The 21,336-nt window shown below is 66.8% G+C and carries 24 protein-coding genes and 1 tRNA gene; 12 read left to right on the top strand and 13 right to left on the bottom strand.

The features are described from left to right. Nucleotides 1-55: 55 nt before the first annotated feature. A complete protein-coding gene (locus tag ACZY08_RS21505; RefSeq protein WP_463746652.1) occupies nucleotides 56-1,339 on the bottom strand; it encodes a PucR family transcriptional regulator in 1,284 nt (427 codons plus the stop codon). 100 nt (nucleotides 1,340-1,439) lie between these two features. Beyond that, the gene (gene aceE / locus ACZY08_RS21510) at nucleotides 1,440-4,229 is read right to left on the bottom strand and encodes a pyruvate dehydrogenase (acetyl-transferring), homodimeric type (protein WP_463746653.1); all 2,790 of its coding nucleotides are present in this window, start codon (nucleotides 4,227-4,229) and stop codon (nucleotides 1,440-1,442) included. 145 nt (nucleotides 4,230-4,374) lie between these two features. Between aceE and ACZY08_RS21515 the strand changes: the two genes are divergently transcribed. The 4 genes from ACZY08_RS21515 to ACZY08_RS21530 all read left to right on the top strand — a co-directional run bounded on the left by ACZY08_RS21515 (nucleotide 4,375) and on the right by ACZY08_RS21530 (nucleotide 6,118). After that, nucleotides 4,375-4,947, top strand: a complete 573-nt coding sequence (locus ACZY08_RS21515; RefSeq protein WP_463746654.1) for a hypothetical protein — start codon at nucleotides 4,375-4,377, stop codon at nucleotides 4,945-4,947. Nucleotides 4,948-5,095: 148 nt separating this feature from the next. Beyond that, nucleotides 5,096-5,530, top strand: coding sequence for a DUF3052 domain-containing protein (locus ACZY08_RS21520; protein ID WP_463746655.1), 435 nt, complete (start codon nucleotides 5,096-5,098; stop codon nucleotides 5,528-5,530). Then, nucleotides 5,530-5,991, top strand: a complete 462-nt coding sequence (locus ACZY08_RS21525) for a peroxiredoxin (protein WP_463746656.1) — start codon at nucleotides 5,530-5,532, stop codon at nucleotides 5,989-5,991. The genes ACZY08_RS21520 and ACZY08_RS21525 overlap by 1 nt, the downstream gene beginning before the upstream one ends. A 52-nt stretch (nucleotides 5,992-6,043) precedes the next feature. Next, nucleotides 6,044-6,118 (top strand) — tRNA-Val (locus tag ACZY08_RS21530). 72 nt (nucleotides 6,119-6,190) lie between these two features. Here ACZY08_RS21530 and ACZY08_RS21535 read toward each other — a convergent pair. Genes ACZY08_RS21535 through ACZY08_RS21550 form a run of 4 tightly spaced genes read right to left on the bottom strand, consistent with a single transcriptional unit; the run spans nucleotide 6,191 to nucleotide 8,291 of the window. After that, nucleotides 6,191-6,466 carry a hypothetical protein gene (locus ACZY08_RS21535; RefSeq protein ID WP_463746657.1) on the bottom strand — a complete coding sequence of 92 codons (276 nt, stop codon included), beginning with the start codon at nucleotides 6,464-6,466 and terminating at the stop codon, nucleotides 6,191-6,193. Nucleotides 6,467-6,484: 18 nt separating this feature from the next. Beyond that, on the bottom strand, nucleotides 6,485-6,814 hold the full coding sequence (locus ACZY08_RS21540; protein ID WP_463746658.1) for a hypothetical protein: 330 nt from the start codon (nucleotides 6,812-6,814) through the stop codon (nucleotides 6,485-6,487). Between the two features lie 35 nt (nucleotides 6,815-6,849). Then, on the bottom strand, nucleotides 6,850-8,019 hold the full coding sequence (locus ACZY08_RS21545; RefSeq protein ID WP_463746659.1) for a polymorphic toxin type 44 domain-containing protein: 1,170 nt from the start codon (nucleotides 8,017-8,019) through the stop codon (nucleotides 6,850-6,852). Continuing rightward, on the bottom strand, nucleotides 8,016-8,291 hold the full coding sequence (locus tag ACZY08_RS21550) for a hypothetical protein (RefSeq protein ID WP_463746660.1): 276 nt from the start codon (nucleotides 8,289-8,291) through the stop codon (nucleotides 8,016-8,018). The genes ACZY08_RS21545 and ACZY08_RS21550 overlap by 4 nt, the downstream gene beginning before the upstream one ends. A gap of 450 nt (nucleotides 8,292-8,741) precedes the next feature. On the opposite strand from ACZY08_RS21550, the gene ACZY08_RS21555 reads away from it, so the two are divergent. Both ACZY08_RS21555 and ACZY08_RS21560 read left to right on the top strand, forming a co-directional pair. Next, nucleotides 8,742-9,836: a hypothetical protein gene (locus ACZY08_RS21555; RefSeq protein WP_463746661.1), complete on the top strand. Its 1,095-nt coding sequence runs from the start codon at nucleotides 8,742-8,744 to the stop codon at nucleotides 9,834-9,836. An 82-nt stretch (nucleotides 9,837-9,918) separates the two neighbouring features. Beyond that, nucleotides 9,919-10,113: a hypothetical protein gene (locus ACZY08_RS21560; RefSeq protein ID WP_463746662.1), complete on the top strand. Its 195-nt coding sequence runs from the start codon at nucleotides 9,919-9,921 to the stop codon at nucleotides 10,111-10,113. A 363-nt stretch (nucleotides 10,114-10,476) separates the two neighbouring features. Here the strand turns inward: ACZY08_RS21560 and ACZY08_RS21565 are convergent, their stop codons facing one another. The 3 genes from ACZY08_RS21565 to ACZY08_RS21575 all read right to left on the bottom strand — a co-directional run bounded on the left by ACZY08_RS21565 (nucleotide 10,477) and on the right by ACZY08_RS21575 (nucleotide 11,915). Then, nucleotides 10,477-10,782, bottom strand: a complete 306-nt coding sequence (locus tag ACZY08_RS21565) for a hypothetical protein (protein WP_463746663.1) — start codon at nucleotides 10,780-10,782, stop codon at nucleotides 10,477-10,479. A gap of 175 nt (nucleotides 10,783-10,957) precedes the next feature. Then, on the bottom strand, nucleotides 10,958-11,461 hold the full coding sequence (locus tag ACZY08_RS21570) for a hypothetical protein (RefSeq protein WP_463746664.1): 504 nt from the start codon (nucleotides 11,459-11,461) through the stop codon (nucleotides 10,958-10,960). Between the two features lie 61 nt (nucleotides 11,462-11,522). Beyond that, nucleotides 11,523-11,915 (bottom strand): VOC family protein, encoded by a 393-nt coding sequence (locus tag ACZY08_RS21575; protein WP_463746665.1) that lies wholly within the window; start codon nucleotides 11,913-11,915, stop codon nucleotides 11,523-11,525. A gap of 126 nt (nucleotides 11,916-12,041) precedes the next feature. On the opposite strand from ACZY08_RS21575, the gene ACZY08_RS21580 reads away from it, so the two are divergent. Further along, nucleotides 12,042-13,001: a cobalamin biosynthesis protein gene (locus ACZY08_RS21580; RefSeq protein WP_463746666.1), complete on the top strand. Its 960-nt coding sequence runs from the start codon at nucleotides 12,042-12,044 to the stop codon at nucleotides 12,999-13,001. Here the strand turns inward: ACZY08_RS21580 and ACZY08_RS21585 are convergent. Genes ACZY08_RS21585 through ACZY08_RS21595 form a run of 3 tightly spaced genes read right to left on the bottom strand, consistent with a single transcriptional unit; the run spans nucleotide 12,955 to nucleotide 14,964 of the window. Continuing rightward, a complete protein-coding gene (locus ACZY08_RS21585; protein ID WP_463746667.1) occupies nucleotides 12,955-13,785 on the bottom strand; it encodes an SURF1 family cytochrome oxidase biogenesis protein in 831 nt (276 codons plus the stop codon). The genes ACZY08_RS21580 and ACZY08_RS21585 overlap by 47 nt on opposite strands. Continuing rightward, nucleotides 13,785-14,294: a low molecular weight protein-tyrosine-phosphatase gene (locus tag ACZY08_RS21590; protein WP_463746668.1), complete on the bottom strand. Its 510-nt coding sequence runs from the start codon at nucleotides 14,292-14,294 to the stop codon at nucleotides 13,785-13,787. Before ACZY08_RS21590 ends, ACZY08_RS21585 begins: the two co-directional genes overlap by 1 nt. Beyond that, complete coding sequence (locus tag ACZY08_RS21595; RefSeq protein WP_463746669.1) at nucleotides 14,287-14,964, bottom strand: HAD-IA family hydrolase; 678 nt, start codon at nucleotides 14,962-14,964, stop codon at nucleotides 14,287-14,289. The genes ACZY08_RS21590 and ACZY08_RS21595 overlap by 8 nt, the downstream gene beginning before the upstream one ends. Before the next feature lie 75 nt (nucleotides 14,965-15,039). On the opposite strand from ACZY08_RS21595, the gene cobC reads away from it, so the two are divergent. From cobC to ACZY08_RS21615, 4 genes are read left to right on the top strand one after another with little or no spacing between them, the layout of a single operon-like run. After that, the gene (gene cobC, locus ACZY08_RS21600) at nucleotides 15,040-16,071 is read left to right on the top strand and encodes an Rv2231c family pyridoxal phosphate-dependent protein CobC (RefSeq protein WP_463746670.1); all 1,032 of its coding nucleotides are present in this window, start codon (nucleotides 15,040-15,042) and stop codon (nucleotides 16,069-16,071) included. After that, entirely contained in the window at nucleotides 16,068-17,216 is a 1,149-nt protein-coding gene (locus ACZY08_RS21605) for a Nif3-like dinuclear metal center hexameric protein (RefSeq protein ID WP_463746671.1), read from the top strand. Before cobC ends, ACZY08_RS21605 begins: the two co-directional genes overlap by 4 nt. A gap of 54 nt (nucleotides 17,217-17,270) precedes the next feature. Further along, nucleotides 17,271-17,999: a zinc ribbon domain-containing protein gene (locus tag ACZY08_RS21610; RefSeq protein WP_463746672.1), complete on the top strand. Its 729-nt coding sequence runs from the start codon at nucleotides 17,271-17,273 to the stop codon at nucleotides 17,997-17,999. Then, nucleotides 17,996-19,081: a bifunctional RNase H/acid phosphatase gene (locus ACZY08_RS21615; protein WP_463746673.1), complete on the top strand. Its 1,086-nt coding sequence runs from the start codon at nucleotides 17,996-17,998 to the stop codon at nucleotides 19,079-19,081. Before ACZY08_RS21610 ends, ACZY08_RS21615 begins: the two co-directional genes overlap by 4 nt. A gap of 1 nt (nucleotide 19,082) precedes the next feature. Here ACZY08_RS21615 and ACZY08_RS21620 read toward each other — a convergent pair whose 3' ends face one another. After that, nucleotides 19,083-19,664, bottom strand: a complete 582-nt coding sequence (locus ACZY08_RS21620; RefSeq protein WP_463746674.1) for a helix-turn-helix domain-containing protein — start codon at nucleotides 19,662-19,664, stop codon at nucleotides 19,083-19,085. Between the two features lie 47 nt (nucleotides 19,665-19,711). On the opposite strand from ACZY08_RS21620, the gene ACZY08_RS21625 reads away from it, so the two are divergent. Next, on the top strand, nucleotides 19,712-21,265 hold the full coding sequence (locus tag ACZY08_RS21625; protein WP_463746675.1) for an FAD-dependent oxidoreductase: 1,554 nt from the start codon (nucleotides 19,712-19,714) through the stop codon (nucleotides 21,263-21,265). The last annotated feature ends 71 nt before the right edge of the window (nucleotides 21,266-21,336 follow it).

The following is a 21,336-nucleotide window of genomic DNA, read 5'->3' on the forward strand; positions in this document are numbered from 1 at the left end:
TGCCTTCACCGCAGCGAAATATGTCACACCCTCCGGGACGCCCCGCCGGCCCAGTTCAGGCCCCCGGTCTGACCGAATGCGCCGGGCGAATCGCCGGGATCACGATGGTTCCGGCGTTTGGCGTGCTCGGCTGGTATGCCTGTTTGCTCAACCTGCCAACGGTCGAAGCCACGCGCAGCACGTAAGCATCCCGCGGCACGGCGGGATCGCGGCCGGTGAAATCGCCGATCCGTTTCAGGCGGTAGCGCACCGTGTTTGGATGAACGAACAATTTGCGTGCACAAGCTTCTATGGCGCCCCCGGAATCGAGGAACGCGTCGAGCGTCTCCGTGAGCGCTGGGCCTGCATCGGCCAAGGGCCGCATGACCTCGGTTTCCAGTGCCGCGACGGCGGTCCCATCGCCCAGCAGGGCCCGTTCGGGCAGTAGCTCGCGCGCCGACACCGGTCGCGGTGCGCCGGGCCAGCCGGCCACGGCGTTCATCCCGGAGATCGCCTCGGTGGCGCTGCGGTGCGCGGCCGTCAGCGTCGGGGAGGTCGGCCCGACCACCACCGGGCCGTCGGCGAACACCGACAGCAGGTCACCCAGGAAGCGGTCGGTTGCTGACAGCGGGCCCGACACGATCGTCACCAGCCACGTCCCGTGCACATCGGACAGAGCCGCCCGGGCATGGCGCTTCACGACGTCGTGGATGTCATCGCGGGCCAGATCCAACCGATCCGGACGAGGTAGGCCCACGATCACCGTGGCCGGCGCGGTGGCGTCCCAGTTCAGCGCTGCGGCCTGCGACGTCAGCTCGGGTCCGGTATCGCCGCGCACCACCGCGTCCACCACGTTGGCCTCCATCCGGAGGTCCCAGGCCCCCCGCGCCTCGGCCTGGTCGGCGTAGGCGCTGGCCGCCGCGAACGCCAGGTCTCGGCTGTAGCGCAGGATGCCCGCGGTGAGCGCATTGAGCTGCTCTTCGGACCGGGCCAGTAGCGGCACCACCTCTTCGAAGAACTCCATGGAGGTCCGCACCATCTCGACCGACTGGCGCAGGGCGATCCGGCGGCGCAGATCCTGCGGCACCACTTCGAAGGCCTGGGCGGTGTAGCTGACGTCGCTTTCGGGGTCCCGCATCCATTCGACGAAGTTGACCACGGCGGTCTGCACCACCAGCTGCACGCTGGCCCGCTGCGACGCGTCCAGATCACTGAAGAAGTCGAGACGCTCGGCCATGGCGTGTACCGCCTCGGTGGCCAGCCGCCCGGAATACTGCTTCAGCCGGCGCAGCGTCGAGTCAGGCACGGTCTCAAGGACCTCGACCGTGGATTTCGGCGGAATGAACCGCTTGTCGGGCATTCCTAAAAGCTACGCCAGTTTTCTGGTGGATTCCTCCAAGCGCCTTTCTCGGGCGGGCGGTCGTTTCCTTATTGAGCGACCACCCGCCCAAGAAACTCGGCTAGGCGCTGCCGGTGTCCACGTAGGACACGGCCGCGGCGAACACGTCGTCGATCTTGTACTGCTTGGCTGCCGCGATGGGCACCGACGGATCGATCTCGCCGTCCCGCGCCAGCCCCTCCAGCGCCGCGACCACCACGGACTCGGCGTCGGTGTTGAAGAAACGCCGTGCCGCCGGCCGGGTGTCGGAGAAGCCGAAGCCGTCGGTACCCAGCGTGATGTAGGTGCCCGGGACCCACGGCCGGATCTGCTCGGGCACTGCCCGCATCCAGTCCGACACCGCCACCACCGGGCCTGCCGCATCGGCCAGGGCGCTGGTGACGTGCGGGGTGCGGGCGGGCTGATCCGGATGGCGCAGCCGGTGCCGCTCGATCTCCACGCCTTCGCGGTTGAGCTCGCCCCAGCTCGTCACCGACCACACGTCGGCCGCGACATCCCACTCTGCCGCCAGCATGTCCGCCGCCCGGAGTGCCTCGGGCATCGATACCCCTGACGTCAGGATCTGGGCGGTGTTCGTGCGCTGTTCGGGAGCCCGGCGGTAGCGGTACATGCCGCGCAACAGCGCCTCGGTGTCCAGGTTGGCCGGCTCTGCGGGCTGTACATAGGGCTCGTTGTAGATGGTGATGTAGAAGAACACGTTCTCGGCGTGCTCGCCGTACATCCGCTGCAGACCGCTCTCGATGATATGGGCGATCTCGTAGGCGAACGCCGGGTCATAGGTCACCGCGGCAGGGTTGGTCGACGCGAGCAGCAGCGAATGGCCGTCGGCGTGCTGCAGACCCTCGCCGGTCAACGTGGTGCGCCCGGCCGTCGCTCCGAGCACGAAGCCCTTGGCCATCTGATCGGCCGCCGCCCACAGGCCGTCGCCGGTGCGCTGGAACCCGAACATCGAATAGAAGATGTAGATCGGGATCATCGGCTCGTTGTGGGTGGAGTACGAGGTGCCCACCGCGGTGAACGACGATGTCGACCCGGCCTCGTTGATGCCCTCGTGCAGGATCTGGCCGATCTCGGATTCCTTGTAGGCCAGCATCAATGCCGAGTCCACGGACGTGTACAGCTGCCCGTTGCGGTTGTAGATCTTCAGGCTCGGGAACCACGAGTCCATGCCGAAGGTACGCGCCTCGTCGGGGATGATCGGCACCAGGCGAGGGCCGATTTTCTTGTCCCGCAACAGTTCCTTGAACGTACGCACCGTCGCCATGGTGGTGGCCACGGACTGGTTGCCCGAGCCCTTCTTCAGCGCCGAGTAGGCGTCAGCCGCCGGTAGCGCCAGCGGCGTGGACTTGTTCCGGCGGGCCGGCACGAACCCGCCCAGGGCGCGGCGCCGATCCAGCAGGTACCGGATCTCGGGGGTTTCCGGTCCCGGGTGGTAGTACGGCGGCAGGTACGGGTCCTGCTCGAGCTGCTCGTCGGTGATCGGCACCCGCGTGACGTCACGGAAATCCTTGAGATCTTGCAGCGCAAGCTTTTTCATCTGATGGGTGGCATTGCGGCCCTCGAAGTGGCTGCCCAGTGTGTAGCCCTTGATGGTCTTGGCCAGGATGATCGTGGGCTGGCCCTTGTGCTCCATCGCGGCACGGTATGCGGCATACACCTTGCGGTAGTCGTGACCGCCGCGCTTGAGGTTCCAGATCTCCTGATCGGTCATCGGCTCGACCAGAGCCTTGGTGCGGGGGTCGCGGCCGAAGAAGTGGTCCCGCACGTAGGCGCCGTCGTTGGCCTTGTAGGTCTGGTAGTCGCCGTCGGGCGTGGTGTTCATCAGGTTGACCAGCGCGCCGTCGCGGTCGGCGTGCAGCAGCGCATCCCACTCGCGGCCCCACACGACCTTGATGACGTTCCAGCCGGCACCGCGGAAGAACGACTCCAGTTCCTGGATGATCTTGCCGTTGCCGCGCACCGGCCCGTCCAGGCGCTGCAGGTTGCAGTTCACCACGAAGGTCAGGTTGTCCAGTGCCTCGTTGGCGGCCACCTGGATCAGGCCGCGGCTCTCCGGCTCGTCCATCTCGCCGTCGCCGAGGAATGCCCACACGTGCTGATCGGAGGTGTCCTTGATGCCGCGGTCATGCAGGTAGTGGTTGAACCGGGCCTGGTAGATCGCGTTCATCGGGCCCAGCCCCATCGACACCGTCGGGAATTCCCAGAAATCGGGCATCAGGCGCGGGTGCGGATAGGACGGCAGGCCGCCGCCGGGATGGCTGTGTTCCTGGCGGAAACCATCCAGTTGGTCGGTCGTCAGCCGGCCTTCCAGGAAGGCGCGCGCGTAGATGCCGGGGGAGGCGTGCCCCTGGATGAAGACCTGGTCGCCGCCACCCGGATGGGATTTGCCGCGGAAGAAGTGGTTGAACCCGACCTCGTACAGCGACGCCGACGACGCGTACGTCGAAATATGCCCGCCCACACCCACTCCCGGGCGCTGGGCGCGGTGCACCATGATGGCCGCGTTCCACCGGATCCAGGCGCGGTAGCGTCGTTCGACGTCCTCGTCGCCGGGGAACCAGGGCTCCAGTTCGGTGGGGATCGTGTTGACGTAATCGGTCGACGTCAGGGCCGGGATGGCGACCCGCTTCTCGCGTGAGCGTTCCAGCAGTCGCAACATCAGGTACCGGGCACGGGCCGGACCCGATCGCTCCAGCAACTCGTCGAACGACTCCAACCATTCCGCGGTCTCGTCGGTGTCGATGTCGGGAAGGTAGGAGGCAACCCCCTCCCGGATGACCCGTACCCGGTCGGGTTCGGCTGCGGTAGAGGAGTTTTGGGCCAGGTCCTGGCGCACGAACTCGGTGGTCAACTTCCGCTCCTTGTTAGGCGGTAACAACTGACAGTGCTTGTGGCACCTTCTATCGTCCCCCCATCTTGCCGCCTCCGTGCCGCTGGGGGTGGCGGTGCGCAAGTTACCCATCGGTTGCTTTGTGAACCGGTAACGTCTGCAGATCGTGCCGGTTGATGGGCGGTTTGGGGCAAAGGCGAGGATCGCCGCACGCGCACTGGGTGGCGCCGCGGTGATCGCGATGGTCGTGGTGGGTTGCACGTCCGTTACCGGCGGTACCGCGGAGGTCGATTCGGCCGCGGCCCCCGATTACCGCGCGTCGGTGAAGGCGTCCGTCGAAGAGTCCTCGGCGAGTTCGGTGACCCGCGAATCCGAACGCCAGGCCTCACTGACCACGCGTGCCGTACACACCGTGTGCGAGGACCTCAGCACCTCTGCCGTGGACGCGGTCAATGCCGTCAACGGCTACGTCGAGGCCGTCAACAACGGTGGCGACACCGCGGCCAAGGCCGGCCCGGCGATCGACGGGCTCAACCGGAGCGCAGATCTGGTCAGTTCCGGCCTGTCCGACGCGCTGTCCCCGGATCTGCATGCCGCCCTGACCGAGTGGATCGACTCGGCGAGAGTCCTCGTCAGCGCCATTTCCGGCCATGTCGGCCCGGACGAGTTCAACTCGGCATCACAGCGCTCGAACACCGCCCGGGAGAACGCACTGACCAGATGCGACAAGGCTTACTGACAGGTGGACGGCACAAACTCGCCCGCCGGACACCCGCACTGATGCCTCGCCGTGCGACGATAGGTCGCAACACGCATCGCGCACGCGCATGAATGAGTGATGGTCAAGTCTTGAGAGAGGCTCGAAGAAAAGTTAAGGAGGACCGAAGGTGGTCGCGGCGGGGACGGACTCAGGCCCGAACTACGCCCAAATACTGGGCATCCATAAGGATCAGATTGTCCAGGAACTGGGTTGGGACGAGGATAGCGACGACGACATCCGGGCCGACGTCGAAGAAGCGTGCGGATCTGAGCTGGTCGATGAGGATTCGGACGAAGTAGTCGATGTCGTATTGCTCTGGTGGAGGGACGACGACGGGGATCTTGTCGACCGGCTGATGGATGCCATCACCCCACTCGCCGAGGACGGCGTGATCTGGGTGGTGACTCCCAAGACCGGTAAACCCGGGCATGTGCAGCCCGCCGAGATCGCCGAATCGGCGCCGACGGCCGGGCTGATGCAGACTTCGTCGGCGAAATTGGGGGACTGGACGGCGAGCCGGTTGGTGCAGCCGAAATCGAAGGCCGCGGGCAAGCGCACCTGATGCTCGCTGTCGGGACCCCGGCACCCGATTTCACGCTTCGGGACCAGAACGGCAGGCCGGTCACCCTCAGCGCATATCGGGGTGCCAAGGACGTGCTGGTGGTGTTCTTTCCATTGGCGTTCACCGGCGTATGCGAAGGCGAACTCGGAGAGATCCGCGACAAGCTGCCGCTGTACGAGAACGACCGCACCGCGACCCTGGCCATCTCGGTCGGCCCGCCTCCGACGCACAAGATCTGGTCCATCGAAAGTGGATTCACGTTCCCGCTGCTGTCGGATTTCTGGCCGCACGGCGCCGTCACCCAGGCCTACGGCGTGTTCAACGCCGACGCCGGATACCCCAACCGCGGCACGTTCGTGGTCGACAAGGCTGGGCAGATCCGCTTCGCCGAGATGATGGACCCAGGCCAGGCGCGCGATCAGGCGGTGTGGCGGGAGGCATTGGCGGCAATGCAGGCTTGAGCAGGCTTGAATTTCCGGTGACGCCCTTGCGGCGTGTACCGTGCCTGCGACGGGGCGCGTAGCTCAGTGGTAGAGCTCTGGTTTTACACACCAGCGGTCGGCGGTTCGATACCGTCCGCGCCCACCATCAAATCCCCTAATAGAGGCCGGTTTTCCGGCGTGGCGCTTGGCCCCGATTAACCCCCAGTGGGCCAACGGATCAGGCTTCGCCGCTGCCGGTGGCGCGTGACCGGCCCAGCAGCGCATCACCCGCTGAGGCCAGCGGATCGTCGTAGACGTGGCCGTACACCCGCAGCGTGATGGCCGGATCGTGGCCCAGCCACTTGGCCGTTGCCGAAGGTGTGGTGCGGCCGTCGAGTAGCATCGTGGCGGCCGTGTGCCGAACGTCGTGCAGCCGGATCACCGGCAACCTCCGCAGCCACGCAGTAACGCTGCGGCCGGTCCCGGCCAGCGCCGACGGCTGCGAGGTGGTCACGTTGCCGGTGCTTGGCGTCTAGAACGGCCACCAGGACGGAGTGCCATCGGCACACCTTGAGGTTGCTACCGGCTCGTACATCTGATTGACGGCAACCGGCATGATGACCGCAGCAGCAACTATTGCCAGGGTGGCGGCGGCGTACACAGACCATGTTCGCTGCACGAGCATCACCGTCAGCGAATAGAGCACCGCCGTCGCAATCAGCGTTCCGACGATGATGATCGGTGCAGCAACGACTACCCCTAGACCCTCGCCGGGGGTTGTCTCAATCTCGCAGGCGACGAGTATTTCCGCTCTCAGCTTGATCGCGACGAAGAAGACAACCACTGCCAGCAGAGGGCACATGACGCACCCCAGAAGCACGACTGCCCATTTCGGCATTATTTGTACCCGTATTTCAGCGACACGTTCTTCCCCTCTTGTTTCGCCGAGTCCAACTGATTAACAGCCTCCAGGAACGCGGAGTGAAACTCCGCGCGTGTCATGTCGGGTCCGTACTTATCGAACATCGCGATGCCCGCCGATACGGTGATGAGGTCACCGTCATCATTGACGCCCGTGTCGGCGGTCCCCAAGGTCGGTGCCAGTTCAATGATCTCGTCGGGTAGCCCGGCAGCTCGGGCGGCGTAGCCATAGTGGATGTTGGAATAGATGTCGTAGTACACCTGGCGATTTGTCCCAGGTTCCTGGAAGTACAGGCCATCGCCTTCGTGAATGCCGACCTTGCGCCGAATCACCGGCTTGTGGTCCCAGATGCCGTTCGCCTTGAACGCTTCCTTGAGTTGCGTTGCGGCCTGGTACTTCCCCCAGATACCGGACTGCCACTTTTCGCGGGAGTCCTCGGTGAAGCGGGACTTGGCGTTGTGCATCATCTCGTCGTAGATGAAATTCTCGATGTCGGTGAAGTTCCGTTCCGACGGTGTCGGGTGGATAACCGGTGGCGGCGGGTCCAGCTTGATCTCGTTGCTGGCCAGATGCACCGAGCCATCGCGCCCGTCGCCCTCGCCGTCGAACCGGATTCCGTCGAGTTCGGCGGCCTTGTCCTGAAGCCGTTGACCCACCAGACTGTCGGTCTGGACGAGCTGCCCGGCACGCCAGCGGATGTCCTCGGCGTGCTCGGTGGCAGCGCGGTTGCGGTCTCGGATAGTGGTGATGTCGTATCGGCGGGTGTCGGTGACCCTCAAGTTCTCCGAAACCTTGAAGCTGTCTGCCTCAGCCTCGCTGATGGCCGTCAGCACATCGCGCTTGGCAGCCTGGATGTCGTGGTCGCCGTCCTCGGCAAGGTTGGCACCGTCGCGCAGCACGTCCCCCTGTCGGCGCACCACGGCCTGGTCGTTGGTCACCCGGTCCAGTGCGGCGTCTTTGGCGTCACCATCCCAGGTCGTCCCGCCGGGTGACGCGACGTTCTGACGATGCTGGTCGAACGCGTCGTCGGATTCGGCAGCTGCCTGCCGCCACGTCAACGCAGCAGTGGTGAGGTCGGAAGTGTCCCAGTTTTCGATCTTTGAGCGGGTCGGCAAGCCATCAGAACCGCTGGCGGCTGGGCTCACAGCCTCACCGTCGTGATGGCGTCTGCGCTGTTGCCGTCTATGCTGTCGTACCGCGCGCTACTCACCGAAAGGTCGGCAGCCTGGCCAGACATGCGCTTTGACTGGCGGCGGCGCGCAGAGGCCAACGCCGCATGCAGCGCGGCAACCCCGGCGCTGCTGGGCTGTGATCGCGACGCGCATGCGGCCACGCCGGTCAATGCGGTGGCTACATCATCGCTACCGACGGCAGCCACACGGAGGCCGTCCGCATCGACGTTCAGATCGTTTGCCATGCCATCCCCCCAACAGGTCAACCTACGGCAGAAGGTTACCCAGCCCGTTGGGGGGGAATGGGTCAGGGTCAAGCCGACTCGAACAGCTGGTCGAGGCGACCCCAGCTGGGCCAAGAATGGGTCAGTACGCGCAGTAACTGGTCGATACGAGACGGCATGGAACATATGAAAAGTGTTGTGCCATAGTGAATTTCACCAACTAGGTGATGCGGAAAAACGCCAGGTAAGCAGATCGACATAGATCTACACACCAGTGGTCGGCGGTTCGATACCGTCCACGCTCACCATCAAAACTCCAGTTCAGGGCATGTTTGGCGGTCATGGCAAATTTGAGAAAGGCACACCGATTCGCGGCCATGTTGCCAAGAGGTTGTCAGCGGACGGCGGCAGCGCTGCTACTGGCCTGGCGGCGCAACCTCGTTGGTGTCATTGGCGTCCGTCTGAGGGAAGATGAATCCGCTGAAATCCGGGGGTTCGTTTCGGCTGAATTTCGTACCGGAAACCGCCAGTTTGCCTGTGTCGAGATCGACCGCGCTCCAACGGAGTCCCACTGAAACGGGGATGGACGGCGGCGTCAGCCACACGCAGTCCGGCAAGATCAGCGGCGAACTATCTGGTGGCGTCATCAAGGGCGGCGGCGACAAGGGCAGCAGCGTCACCCGAGATCGCAAGATGACCGAACGCACGTCGGTGTCACCAAAAAGAGCGAGCAGGAAGAAGCTGCAGGAGAATCCAGACCAGGTCATCATCATTGACGATTTTCATTATGTCCCGCCTGACGTGCAGGTCGAGGTCGTCCGTGGTCTGAAGGACCTTGTGTTTGACGGTGTGGGGTTCATCGTGGCTGCTGTGCCGCATCGTGCATACGACGTAGTCAAGGTCGAGAAGGAAATGACGGGGCGAGTTGCCCAGTTGGAGGTCGGTTTCTGGAGTGATGACGACCTCAAAAAGATTGCGACGTCAGGATTCTCCGCACTGAACGTGGTCGTAAACGATGCCCTCGTCACTCGGCTTGTGCAGGAGTCGTTTCAGAGCCCGCACCTGATGCAGGAATTCTGCAAGCAGTTGTGCGCGGACAACGAGATCAGCGAGACCTGCGAAGCGCCGACCGGCATCGGTGACCCTGATTGGGACGCGTTCTTTGCACGTCTTGCTCCGAGCGCATCCAAGGCTGCGTTCGATCTTCTCGCGCGGGGTCCCCGTCAACGCACAGATCGGAAGGTTCGGCATCTACGAGACGGACAGGAGACCGACATCTACGGCGCCGTCCTACGAGCCATCGCGCACACAGGCCCGCTCACCGAACTCACGTATGAGCAGCTTCGTGCGGCTCTCCGCGCGGTTCTCGCAGCAGCTGACGAACCACCCCAAAAGCATGAAGTCACGCGAGTCTTGGACGAGATGACCCGCATTGCCCGCGAGCAAATCGACGGCGAGCCCGTGGTCGACTACGACGGTGACCTTGCGACCCTCTACATCTCCGACCCATATTTCGCGTACTGGCTACGGTGGGGCACTCGCAGGAGAGGCGGCGACGAGGCCTGAGCGTGCTGGGGGTGGGCATGCGTGTGGCCGTGGATGGCCCGACCGGCGGCGAGGTGTCGGTGCGCGGTCGTAGAGTCCGGCCATGGCACCAAGTCCAACACCGCAAGCTGTGATCGAGGGATTCCTGTTGCGGTCGCGTCGGGTGATCGCCCACTCGCTGATCCGCAAACAGACCGCGCTGATGTCGAAGCTGCATTCCGGTGCGGTCATCCTGCTGGTCACGGTGAACACCAAGACGAGTGAGAAGCCCACCGGATCAAGGGCGAGTCCCTCTTGAGGAGGCGCTCGAGTCGCTGGCGAGCCGAGTCCGCCCGCTGATTTTGAGCTCGGAGCCCATCTACTACGACAAGGCGCTCAGCGCGTTGGAGGACCTGGTTGGGGCCGAGGTATTGAACGACGAGATTGACCTGGCGTGGTGGCGTGCTACTAGCGGCATGCGGTCGATGCAAATCTGGAAGCGCAGGCATTCTGGGTCTCGACGCCCGACGGCTCAACCACCGACCGGAAACTGATGTACGTGTGGCTGTACGGCGATGTGATTCACGCGAAATCGTCCAGATCGCCGGTTATTCGCGGCCTGAGTATCGACCGCCGTCACCGTGCCGCCGCTCCCGGCATCGCGCATCCGCCACCGCGTGATCTATACCCGGATCATGCTCATGGGTTGATCGATAAAGGTCTGCTGACTGTCGATCCCGACGTGCTCAGCACAGATGCGGTTGTCATGAATACCACCGTGGACGAGCCCATCGAAGTGTTCGTAGGCCCAATCGGTGAGCCGGTCCCGGACAGCCTCACCACCGTCGGACCGGCTGCGCCGGACCCAGCCATATGGAAGTCGCCACACCACGAAATCACCGAAGGCGGCTATACAGAGGGCGTCACGCCGTCGGCAGCCTGCGGTGCTCGAACAGGCGTTCGCGGTGTTGCCGCTCCACTGACTCAAACTTGCCAAGATACGGCCGGACGCGGTGGACATAGCGTCGCGCGGTGCACGTTGACAGGTAGTTGACGTGCACGTTATGGACGCTATCCGAACAAGGGTTTACGTCCTTCGGTCCCTTTACACACCAGCGGTCGGCGGTTCGATACCGTCCGCGCCCACCATCAAATCCCTGGTCCTACGACCACACCGCCTTCGCGCGCTGCAGCGCGAGCCGTTGGCCGCGCATCGCGGTATCGCCACGGCACGAGGGGCTTTCCCGGGAGAACTTCATGTTCACGAATCCCGTGAGATCGGGCCGGATGACGTATTTGAACGGAACCGGGCCCGTCTTGTACTCGGGACTGCCCGGCCGGCACCGCATGCCGGGGTTGACGCGCTCACCAACCCACGCGCCCTGGTGGCGATCGGCGGCCGAGTCCCAGTCCAGATCCAGCTGCCACGCGCCCTCCGGCGCGGGCGAGAGCACCCGCAGACACTGCGGGCCGCACCCCGACAAAGTCCAGTTGTAGGGCTCCGGCGCGCGGTCGGCAGAGGTCTCGGTGACCGTGTAGAGGCCTGGCCGAGGCAGCGGGGGAACCGGTGACTCCGGGGCGGCCACCGGCGGACCGGATGACGGGAGGCCGCCGATCGCGAAACCGATTGCCAGAGAAGCGGCAACCGGGGCAATGAGCTCTTTCAAGGGTTCCTCCGCGTCGGATCATATCCACCGACGCGGCGACACCCGGCCTTACCGCCAGAGTTCAGGCCCCGGCGAAGAACTCCAGTGCGATGCCGTCGGGATCGCGGAAACTGAGCCCGGACCCGTACGGCGCGTCGATGATCCCGCCGTGGGCGATGCCCAGCCCGTCGAGCCGGTCTACCCAGGTCTGCAGTTCCGAACGCGACGCGCAACCGAAACCGACGTGGTCCAGGCCCACCCGGAACTCGCTGAAGCCTTCATCGGGAGCCGGAGTCTGATGCTGATGGATGCCGAACAGCGTGCCGCCGTCCAGCAGCCAGACCAGGTGATGGAAGCCGGCGTCGGTGTCCTCGTCGAGCACCGGATCGGCGCCGAACAACGTGCGGTACCACGGCCCGCTGACCGCCAGGTCTCGTACGGTGACCGCCACATGAGCGAGTGCGGGGAACGTCATCTTTGCCTCCTGGTTGAGTCGAGATCAGACCACCCGCGTGCCGAGTCGTCGGCTGTCCCGTTGCTGCCTTCGTGGCGGACCCAGCCTCATGACGTCGAGTAGACCACCTTGTGAGACGCTGCCGGGGTGTTTGCGCGTAGATGCCACCGGCGGGCCGCCGGCATCGCCGTCGGGTTCCTGGCCGACCTGCTGCTGGGCGATCCGCGCCGCGGGCATCCGGTGGCCGGGTTCGGCACTGGCGCAGCACGGTTGGAAAAGCTGACCTATGCCGACAAACGCGGGGCAGGTGCGGTCCACACCGGGCTGCTGCTCGGTGGTCTGGCCGGGCTGGGCTGGGCTGCGGGACGCGGCGACCGGGTCTGGGTGACTGCGGTGGCCACCTACGTCGCGCTCGGGGGAACCTCGCTCAACCGGGTCGGCCACCGGATGGCGACGCTGCTCACCGACGGCGACGTGGCGGGGGCCCGACAACTGCTGCCCTCGTTGTGCGGGCGGGATCCGGCCGCGCTGGACGTCTCGGGCCTGACCCGGGCCACGGTGGAATCGCTGGCCGAGAACACCTCTGACGCACAGGTGGCGCCGCTGTTGTGGGCGGCGATCGGCGGAGTGCCCGGGGTGCTCGTGTACCGGGGTGCCAACACGCTGGACGCGATGATCGGGCACCGCTCCCCGCGGTACAACTACTTCGGTTGGGCGGCAGCCCGATTCGACGATGTGCTGAACTATCTGCCGGCCCGCCTGACCGGGGTGCTGGCAGTGCTGTGTGCACCGGCGGTGGGTGGGTCACCACGGGCGGCGCTGAGCGCCTGGCGACGAGACGCATCCCGCCATCCCAGCCCCAACGCTGGCGTGGCCGAGGCGTCCTTCGCGGGCGCGCTCGGGGTGCGCCTGGGGGGTCCGACGCAGTACGCGCATCAACTGGAGATCCGGCCCACCCTGGGCGACGGCCGCATCCCCGAGGTGATGGATGTGGCCCGGGCCGTGCGACTCTCGCGCGCGGTGCAGGCCTCGGCAGCCATGGTGGCGGTGCTGCTGGCGGTCAGCGGCGCTTGCCGTAGCGGTCGGCGATCTTCTCCTCGCCGGTGAGCTCCCGGGCCGGCTCGTCGGACGCTTTCTGGGCGGCGGCCCGCTCGCGCCGGCGCTGCTGCAATTCCGCATAGATGAAGTAGCCCATTCCGAGTGGGGCGACGATGCCGAACGCGATCCACTGGATTCCGTAGGACAGGAACGGCCCGGCGTCGAGGTGCGGAAGCGGAATCTCCCCGAGACCGCCGGGCTGATCGCCCACCAGTTGCAGATAGGACCCGGTCAGTGCAACGCCGGTCAGCGAGGCGATCTGGTCGGTGTTGATCGAGTACACCTGCTGTGCGCCGTCGTCGCCGCGGAACGGTTCCTTGCCCACGACGAGGGCTTCCGCATCACGCACCCGGGCGGTGATCGTCACCCGGCCGGCCGGAGCGGACGCGAACTGCGGCACCTTGTTTCCGTCGATCGGCTTGATGAAGCCGCGATCGACAAGCACCACCGGCCCACCGTCCACGGCGAACGGCGTGAGGACCTCGAAGGCCGGCTCACCGTCGACCACCCGCAGCCGGGCCAGCACCTCTGACTTCGGCAGGTAGTGCCCGGTCGCCGTGACCCGTTGCCACTGGGCATCGGCTGCAGCCGAATCCTGCTGTGGCAGAACGCTGGTCACCGGAACCGGATCGGCCTGCAGCGAATGTGAGATCTGGTCGTTCTCCCGCGAGGTCTTGGTGTTCTTGCCCAGCTGCCACGGTGCCAGCACGGTGAAACACAGGTAGGCGAAGGCCGCCACCACGATGAACAACGCCACCCACTGGGGTCGCAGCAGGAAGGTCAGGCGCCGCATCAGGCCACGATTCCCCGGCCGGCCAGCTCCGCGTCGACCCAGGCGTGCAGACCGGGCAGGGACGCCTCGATCACGGTGAACACATCCTCGAAATCGGTCTTGTCGCCGTAGTACGGATCCTCCACGTCGAGGGCGTGTGCGCCCGACCGCGGGTCGAACGAGCGCAGCATCCGCAGCCGGTCGCCCGCCACGCCCAGATCGGTCAGGATGCGCACGTGGTTGCGGCCCAGCGCGACCACCATGTCGGCACCCAGATGGTCATCGCAGACCTGGGCGGCGACGTGGTCGCTGCGATAACCGCGCTCGCGCAACACCAGGCAGGCGCGGCTGTCGGCGCCGTCACCGGCGTGCCAGCCGCCGGTACCGCCGCTGCTCACCCGGACCACCTCGGCCAGGCCACGATCGCGGATCTGGTCGGCGAACATCTTCTCGGCCATCGGGGACCGGCAGATGTTGCCCGAGCATACGAACGTCACATGCAGAAGCGGTGCACTCCAGGACTCAGACACCGAGCACCTCCCGCAGCCCGGCGACGGTGTCGACGTGGGCGTGGGCGGCCACCGCGGTGGGGCCGGTGAAATCCGTGGCGCCGTAGCCCCAGCCGACCACCACGGTGTTGATGCCGTGCGCGGCCGCGCCCTCGACATCGTGCATGCGATCACCGACCATCAGGACGCGTTGCGGCAGGGGTTGCAGTTGGGTGAGCGCATAGGCGACGACGTCGGCCTTGGCCGCCCGGACTCCGTCGGGGCTGGCTCCGGCGATCACCTCGAAGTACCCGTCCAGGCCGAAGTGTTCGAGGATGCGCCGCGCGGTGGGCTCGGCCTTCGAGGTGGCCACCGCCAGCTGCACCCCTGCAGCCTGCAGGTCTGCCAGCAGTGTCTCGATGCCGTCGAACAGGCTGTTCATCGCCCAGCCGCGGCTGGTGTAATCGGCGCGGTAGGCCGCGATCGCGGCGTCGGGATCGAAGCCCGACTCGCCCAGACTCAACGCCTGCAACGTCTCGTGCATCGGCGGGCCGACGATGCGTCCGGCCAGGTCACCGTCTGGGATATCGGCACCGACGTGGGCCAGTGCGTGGCGGAAACTCGACACGATCCCGGCCGCCGAATCGGTCAGGGTGCCGTCGAGGTCGAAGAGCACCAGCTGCGGTCGGGTGAGTTCCAGCGTGTCAGTCACGTGCCCATTCTCCCGTATGTCGCTGCGAGTCCTCCGGATGCCCAGTTGAGAGCCCCTGACCACTAGTGTCGTGCTGTGCTGTGTCCACCCCAAGGCGAGACCCGCGCGGGGGCCCGCTATCACGGCGACCAGGCCGCATTGCCGGGCATGCTGGACTTCGCGGTCAACGTCCGCCCCGGTGGTCCGCCGGCCTGGCTGACCGACCGCTTGGCCTCCCGGCTGCCCGACCTGGGCGGCTACCCGAGCCAGGCCGATCAGCGCCGTGCCACCGAAGCCGTCGCGACCCGGCATGGCCGCGCTCCCGACGAGGTGGCGCTGCTGGCCGGGGGAGCCGAGGGATTCGCCCTGCTGGCCGGCTTGCGGCCGCAGCTGGCCGCCCTGGTGGCCCCGTCGTTCACCGAACCGGAAGCGGTGCTGGCCGCGGCCGGTGTGCCGATTCAGCATGTGGTGCTGCCGTTCCCGTTCACCCTCGGTGCGACGGTTCCGGACGAGGCAGACCTGGTGGTGATCGGGAACCCGACCAATCCGACCGGGGTGCTGCACCGCCGCGAGGACATCCTCGCGCTGCGACGGCCGGGCCGGCTGGTGGTGGTGGACGAGGCATTCGCCGACGGCATTCCCGGTGAGGCGCAGACGCTGGCCGGCGAATCGCTGCCCGACGTGCTGGTGCTGCGCAGCCTGACCAAGACCTGGTCACTGGCCGGGCTTCGGGTGGGCTACGCCCTCGGTGCGCCCGACGTGCTGGCCCGGCTCACCGCGCCGCGGCCGCACTGGCCGCTGGGCACCCTGCAACTGGAGGCCATCGCCGCGGCCGGCAGTCCCGAAGCGGTGGCCGAGGCCGATGCCGGTGCGCGGCGGCTCGCTGGGCTGAGGGCCTCGATGGTCGGCGGGCTCCGTGCGCTCGGGCTGGGCGTGGTGGCCGGCGAGGCGCCATTTGTACTGTTCACAGTGCCTGACGCGGAGTTGATGCGGAAACATCTGGAAAGCAAAGGCATCGCGGTACGGCGTTGCGATACTTTCGTGGGCCTGCCGGAGAACTACCTGCGTGCCGCCGTGCGGCCGGAGTGGACGGTACTCATCGACGCCATGAGGGAGGTGCTGCAATGAGCGCGCGACCGGCCGGGGCGCCGTTGGCCGGAATCAGACTTGCCGACGTGATCGCCGCCCTGGATGCGGCGTACCCACCGCACCTGGCCCACGATTGGGACTCGGTCGGGTTGGTGTGCGGCGACCCCGACGAAGCCGTCGAATCCGTGACCATCGCGGTCGACGCGACCGCCGCCGTGATCGACGACGTGCCCGACCGCGGGCTGCTGCTGGCCCACCATCCGCTGCTGCTGCGGGGTGTGGACACCGTGGCCGCCGACACCGCCAAGGGCGGCCTGGTCCACCGGCTGATCCGCACCGGCCGGGCCCTGTTCACCGCCCACACCAACGCCGATGCCGCGTCGCCCGGTGTGTCCGACGCACTGGCCGAGGCGTTGGGCCTGACCGTCGAGGCAGTTTTGTCGCCGGCAGCGCCGGGCCCCGACCTGGACAAATGGGTGGTATTCGTGCCTGCATCTGACGTGGCGGGTCTGCGCGAGGCGCTGTTCGACGCCGGGGCCGGGCGCATCGGCGACTACTCGCACTGCAGTTGGAGCGTGCCGGGAACCGGGCAGTTCCTCCCGCACGACGGAGCCGCCCCGGCCATCGGCGAGGTGGGCACCGTCGAGCAGGTGGGTGAGGACCGGGTAGAGGTGATCGCGCCCTCGCGGCTGCGTGCCACCATCCTGTCCGCGCTGCGCGCTGCGCACCCCTACGAGGAGCCGGCCTTCGACATCTTCGCCCTGGCGCCGATCCCCGGCGATGTGGGCATCGGCCGGATCGGTGCACTGGGCCGGCCGGAGCCGTTGTCGGCCTTCGCATCCCGGGTACGGGCCGCGCTGCCGGCCACCTCGTGGGGGGTGCGGACCTCGGGGGATCCGGACGCCATGGTGTCGCGGGTGGCGGTCTGCGGGGGTGCCGGTGACTCACTGCTGGGCACCGTGGCCCGTGCCGACGTACAGGCTTACGTCACATCGGATCTGCGGCACCATCCCGCTGATGAGCACCGGCGCGCCTCACCGGTCGCGCTCGTCGACGTGGCGCACTGGGCCAGCGAGTTCCCCTGGTGCGCTCAGGCCGCCGGGGTACTGCGCGAGCAGTTCGGTGACGCGCTTGCGGTGCGGGTGTCCTCGGTGCGCACCGACCCGTGGAACGTCGAGTGCTGACCACAGTAAACGTACGAACACAGAAGAATCCCATAGCAACATGAAAGTCAGGGCATGAAAGCCGAAGTAAAACAACAACGTTCGCTTCTCGCGCTGACCGAGGTCGATGCCGAACTCGGACGCCTCGCACACCGTGCCAAGAACCTGGCCGAACAGAAGAAGATGGACGAGGCACAGGCCGAGCACGCTGCCGCCGGCGACGGGGTGGGCGTTCTGGGCATCGCGCTGGAAGACCTGGACGCCCAGGTGACCAAGCTCGAAAGCGAGATCGACTCGGTCCGTCAGCGTGAGGATCGCGACCGCAAACTGATTGACGGCGGCACAGTGGGCGCCAAGCAGGTCGCCGAAATCCAGCATGAGCTGGAAACCTTGCAACGCAGGCAATCCAGCCTGGAAGACTCGCTGCTGGAACTCATGGAACGCCGCGAGGAACTGTCCGGCCGGCAAGCCGAGGCGTTACAGCGCATCGATGACCTGCAGGCCGCGCTGTCGTCGGCACAGCAGGCCCGCGATGCGGCACTGGTGGAGATCGACCAGTCCAAGCATCAGGCGGTGACTCGCCGCGCAGGCCTGGTTGGTCTCATCGATCCTGAACTCGTCGAACTTTACGAAAAGCAGCGAGCCCGTGGCGGTGCGGGCGCCGGGTTGCTGCAGGGCCGGCGCTGCGGTGCCTGCCGGATCGAGATCGACCGCGGCGAGAGTGCCCGGATCGCCGCGGCTGCCGAAGATGACGTACTGCGCTGTCCCGAGTGCGGGGCGATCCTCTTGAGGTTCAAGCAGTGAAAGTTCTCGTCGAGGCCGACGGCGGGTCCCGGGGAAATCCCGGACCGGCGGGCTACGGCGCGGTGGTGTTCGACGCCGAACACACCGCAATCCTGGCCGAACGCAAGGAGGCGATCGGCCGGGCCACCAACAACGTCGCCGAATACCGCGGTCTGATCGCCGGTTTGGAGGCTGCCGCCGAGCTCGGCGCCGCCCAGGTGGCGGTCTCGATGGATTCCAAGCTCGTGGTCGAGCAGATGTCAGGGCGCTGGCGGGTGAAGCATCCAGATTTGATCGAACTGCAGCGCCGGGCGGCTGAGCTGGCCGCCGGCTTCGATCAGGTCAGCTACACGTGGATTCCGCGGGAGCGCAACAGCCATGCCGACGCGCTGGCCAACGAAGCCATGGACGCGGCGGCCGACCTCGGCACCGAGAAACCCGCCGAAGCCGAGAAGCTCGCGTTGTCGGCACCCGGCTGGACCGGTGCCACCGGAGCTCCGACCCGGCTGCTGCTGCTACGCCACGGCCAGACCGAATTGTCCATCGCTCGGCGTTATTCGGGGCGCGGCAATCCGGTGCTGACCGAGGAGGGGCGCAGGCAGGCCGACGCCGCCGCACGTTATCTGGGCGCACGCGGGGGCGTCGCGGCCGTGGTCAGCTCGCCACTGGAGCGGGCATATGAGACGGCCGCGGCGGCGGCCAAGGCGCTCGGTGTCGACGTCCGTGTCGACGATGACCTAATCGAGACGGATTTCGGTGAGTGGGAAGGGCTGACGTTCGCCGAAGCCGCGCAACGGGATCCGGAACTGCACCGGCGCTGGCTGCGGGACACCAGCGTCGAGCCGCCTGGTGGCGAGAGTTTCGACACGGTGGCGCGCCGGGTCCGTCGGGCCCGCGACCGGATCATCGCCGAGCACGGTGCGGCAACGGTTCTGGTCGTCTCGCACGTGACCCCGATCAAGACGATCCTCCGATTGGCACTCGATGCCGGCGAGGGCATCCTGTACCGGCTGCACCTGGACCTGGCATCGCTGTCGATCGCCGAGTTCTACGGCGACGGAGGCTCATCGGTGCGGCTGGTGAACCAAACCGCCTACCTGTAGGTCAGGCGTGCAGGTGTAACTGCTCGCCGTGCGGGCCGAGGATGGTGATCGCCTCGACCGGGCCGTCGACCACCCCGAACCAGTGCGGCGTCCACGTCGAGAATTCCACGGCCTCACCGGGATTGACGACGAAGTCCTGTTCGCCGAGGATCAGGCGCAACTGTCCGGACAGCACATACATCCAGTCGCGTCCTTCATGCACGGGGAATTCGGCGGGAGGCTTCCGGCGCTTGGCGCTGATGCGGATCTTGAAGGCGTGCAGCCCCGCCGCCGGGCCCTGGCGGGTCAACGGCCAGTACGTGATGTCGTGGTGGGTGTGTGAGCTGCCGGTGACCCGGGGATCCTCGGCCTGCGGTGCGCGCAGCAACTCGTCGGTGGTCACCGACAGGGCGGTTGCCAGCCGTGGCAGGTGGTCCAAGGCAAGTCGGCGCTTGCCGGATTCCAGCCGGCTCAGCGTGGAGACGTCGATCTGTGCGCGCCGCGCCACGTCTTCCAGGGTGAGTCCGCGTTCGGCCCGCAGCTCGCGAAGCCGGCCGCGGACCACGGCGTCGATGTCGGCCGGCTCGGCCGCGTTTGCCTGCATGGCAAAATAGCTTGGCATTTTGCCATGTGATTCGGCAAGCTCGAGGCATGGACAATGTTTGGGATTGCGTCATCGTCGGCGGGGGAGCGGCCGGCCTGAGTGCGGCGCTGGTGCTGGGCCGGGCCCGACGCCGCGTACTGCTGGTCGACGCGGGGAATCAGAGCAACCTGGCCGCACATGGAATCGGTGGCCTGCTGGGCAGCGACGGCCGTCCGCCCGCCGACCTCTATGCGGCGGGCCGCACCGAGCTGGCCACCTATCCGACGGTCGAGGTGCGTACCGGCGAAGTCGTGCGTGGGGAGCCGGGATTCATGCTCGAGCTGGCCGACGGGGCCCGCGAGCGGGCCAGGACGGTGCTGCTGGCCACCGGCATGGAGTACCGGGGTCCAAGTATTGCCGGGGTCGAAGGGCTTTGGGGCGCTTCGGTTTTTCATTGTCCGTTCTGCCATGGTTGGGAGATGCGCGATGCGCCGGTGGCGGTGATCGCGCAGGGGGATCGCGCCGTGCACTCGGCGTTGATGATGCGCGGCTGGACCGACGACCTGGTGGTACTCACCAACGGGGACAGCGGTCTGGACGAAGCACAGCGCAAGCAGCTGGCTGTCGCAGGGATCGGGGTGGACGAGCGTTCGATCGCACGACTCGTGGCTCACGACGGCGCACTGGAGGCAGTCGAATTCGCCGACGGCGCCCGGCTGGCCAGGCGCGGCGCACTCGTCGCCGCCACGCTCCACCAACGGTCGCCGCTGGCCGCGCAACTCGGCGCAGTCTCGGCACCCGGACCGATCGCCGCGGATGCACTGGTCGTCGACGGGTTCGCCCGCACCTCGGTGCCGGGCTTGTTCGCCGCGGGTGACCTCAGCGCGCAGATGCCGCAGGTGGCTGCGGCGGTGGCTTCGGGCAGCCAGGCCGGTGCCGCCGTCGTGCAGCATCTGCTCGGCGAGGACGTCGGACTCCCGGTGCCGCCGTGGCCCGCGCAGACGGCCGTCACGGCCCAGTACTGGGAACGCCACTACGGACAGCGCGGCCGCATCTGGAGTGGTCGCGTCAACGCCCAACTGGCCAAGATCGCCGCGGATCTGCCCGCGGGCCGGGCGCTGGATCTCGGCTGCGGCGAGGGCGGGGACTCCGTCTGGCTGGCCGAAAAAGGTTGGCAGGTCACGGGCGTCGATGTCTCCGACACCGCGCTCGGCAGGGCCGCCGCCGAAGCGCAGGCCCGGGGTGTGGCGGAGAAGATCACGTTCGAACGCCACGACCTGTCCGAGAGCATCCCGGACGGCCGCTTCGACCTGGTTTCGGCCCAGTTCCTGCAGTCGCCGATCGCGATGGACCGCGCCGGCGTGCTGCGTCGCGCCGCCGGTGCCGTCGCGTCCGGAGGACTGCTGGTCATCGTCGACCACGGGGCCGCGCCGCCCTGGGCCCCCGAGCACGTCCGGAGATTCGCCTTCCCCAGCGCCGGCGAGGTCGTCGACTCACTGAACCTGGATGACGGGCAATGGGAACGAATCCAGGTGGGCACCGACGAGCGCGAAGCCACCGGGCCCGACGGGCAACGTGGCACCTTGATCGACAACGTGATGGTGCTGCGGCGTCTGGGCTGAACCGGCTTGTCGTAGGGGCTTTCGACAGTTCCCATGACTAACATCGACGGATGAGGACCGTCGGGGTGGGT

Source organism: Mycobacterium sp. IDUB_9 (assembly GCF_055419505.1).

Bases quoted from the DNA above. Each gene is read 5' to 3' on its own strand.
- ACZY08_RS21505 (WP_463746652.1), bottom strand. From the start codon at position 1,339: ATGCCCGACAAGCGGTTCATTCCGCCGAAATCCACGGTCGAGGTCCTT.
- ACZY08_RS21585 (WP_463746667.1), bottom strand. From the start codon at position 13,785: ATGCGGCGCCTGACCTTCCTGCTGCGACCCCAGTGGGTGGCGTTGTTC.
- ACZY08_RS21575 (WP_463746665.1), bottom strand. From the start codon at position 11,915: ATGACGTTCCCCGCACTCGCTCATGTGGCGGTCACCGTACGAGACCTG.
- ACZY08_RS21560 (WP_463746662.1), top strand. From the start codon at position 9,919: ATGGCACCAAGTCCAACACCGCAAGCTGTGATCGAGGGATTCCTGTTG.
- ACZY08_RS21555 (WP_463746661.1), top strand. From the start codon at position 8,742: ATGAATCCGCTGAAATCCGGGGGTTCGTTTCGGCTGAATTTCGTACCG.
- ACZY08_RS21525 (WP_463746656.1), top strand. From the start codon at position 5,530: ATGCTCGCTGTCGGGACCCCGGCACCCGATTTCACGCTTCGGGACCAG.
- ACZY08_RS21540 (WP_463746658.1), bottom strand. From the start codon at position 6,814: ATGTGCCCTCTGCTGGCAGTGGTTGTCTTCTTCGTCGCGATCAAGCTG.
- ACZY08_RS21620 (WP_463746674.1), bottom strand. From the start codon at position 19,664: ATGCAGGCAAACGCGGCCGAGCCGGCCGACATCGACGCCGTGGTCCGC.
- ACZY08_RS21625 (WP_463746675.1), top strand. From the start codon at position 19,712: ATGGACAATGTTTGGGATTGCGTCATCGTCGGCGGGGGAGCGGCCGGC.
- ACZY08_RS21605 (WP_463746671.1), top strand. From the start codon at position 16,068: ATGAGCGCGCGACCGGCCGGGGCGCCGTTGGCCGGAATCAGACTTGCC.
- ACZY08_RS21550 (WP_463746660.1), bottom strand. From the start codon at position 8,291: ATGGCAAACGATCTGAACGTCGATGCGGACGGCCTCCGTGTGGCTGCC.
- ACZY08_RS21610 (WP_463746672.1), top strand. From the start codon at position 17,271: ATGAAAGCCGAAGTAAAACAACAACGTTCGCTTCTCGCGCTGACCGAG.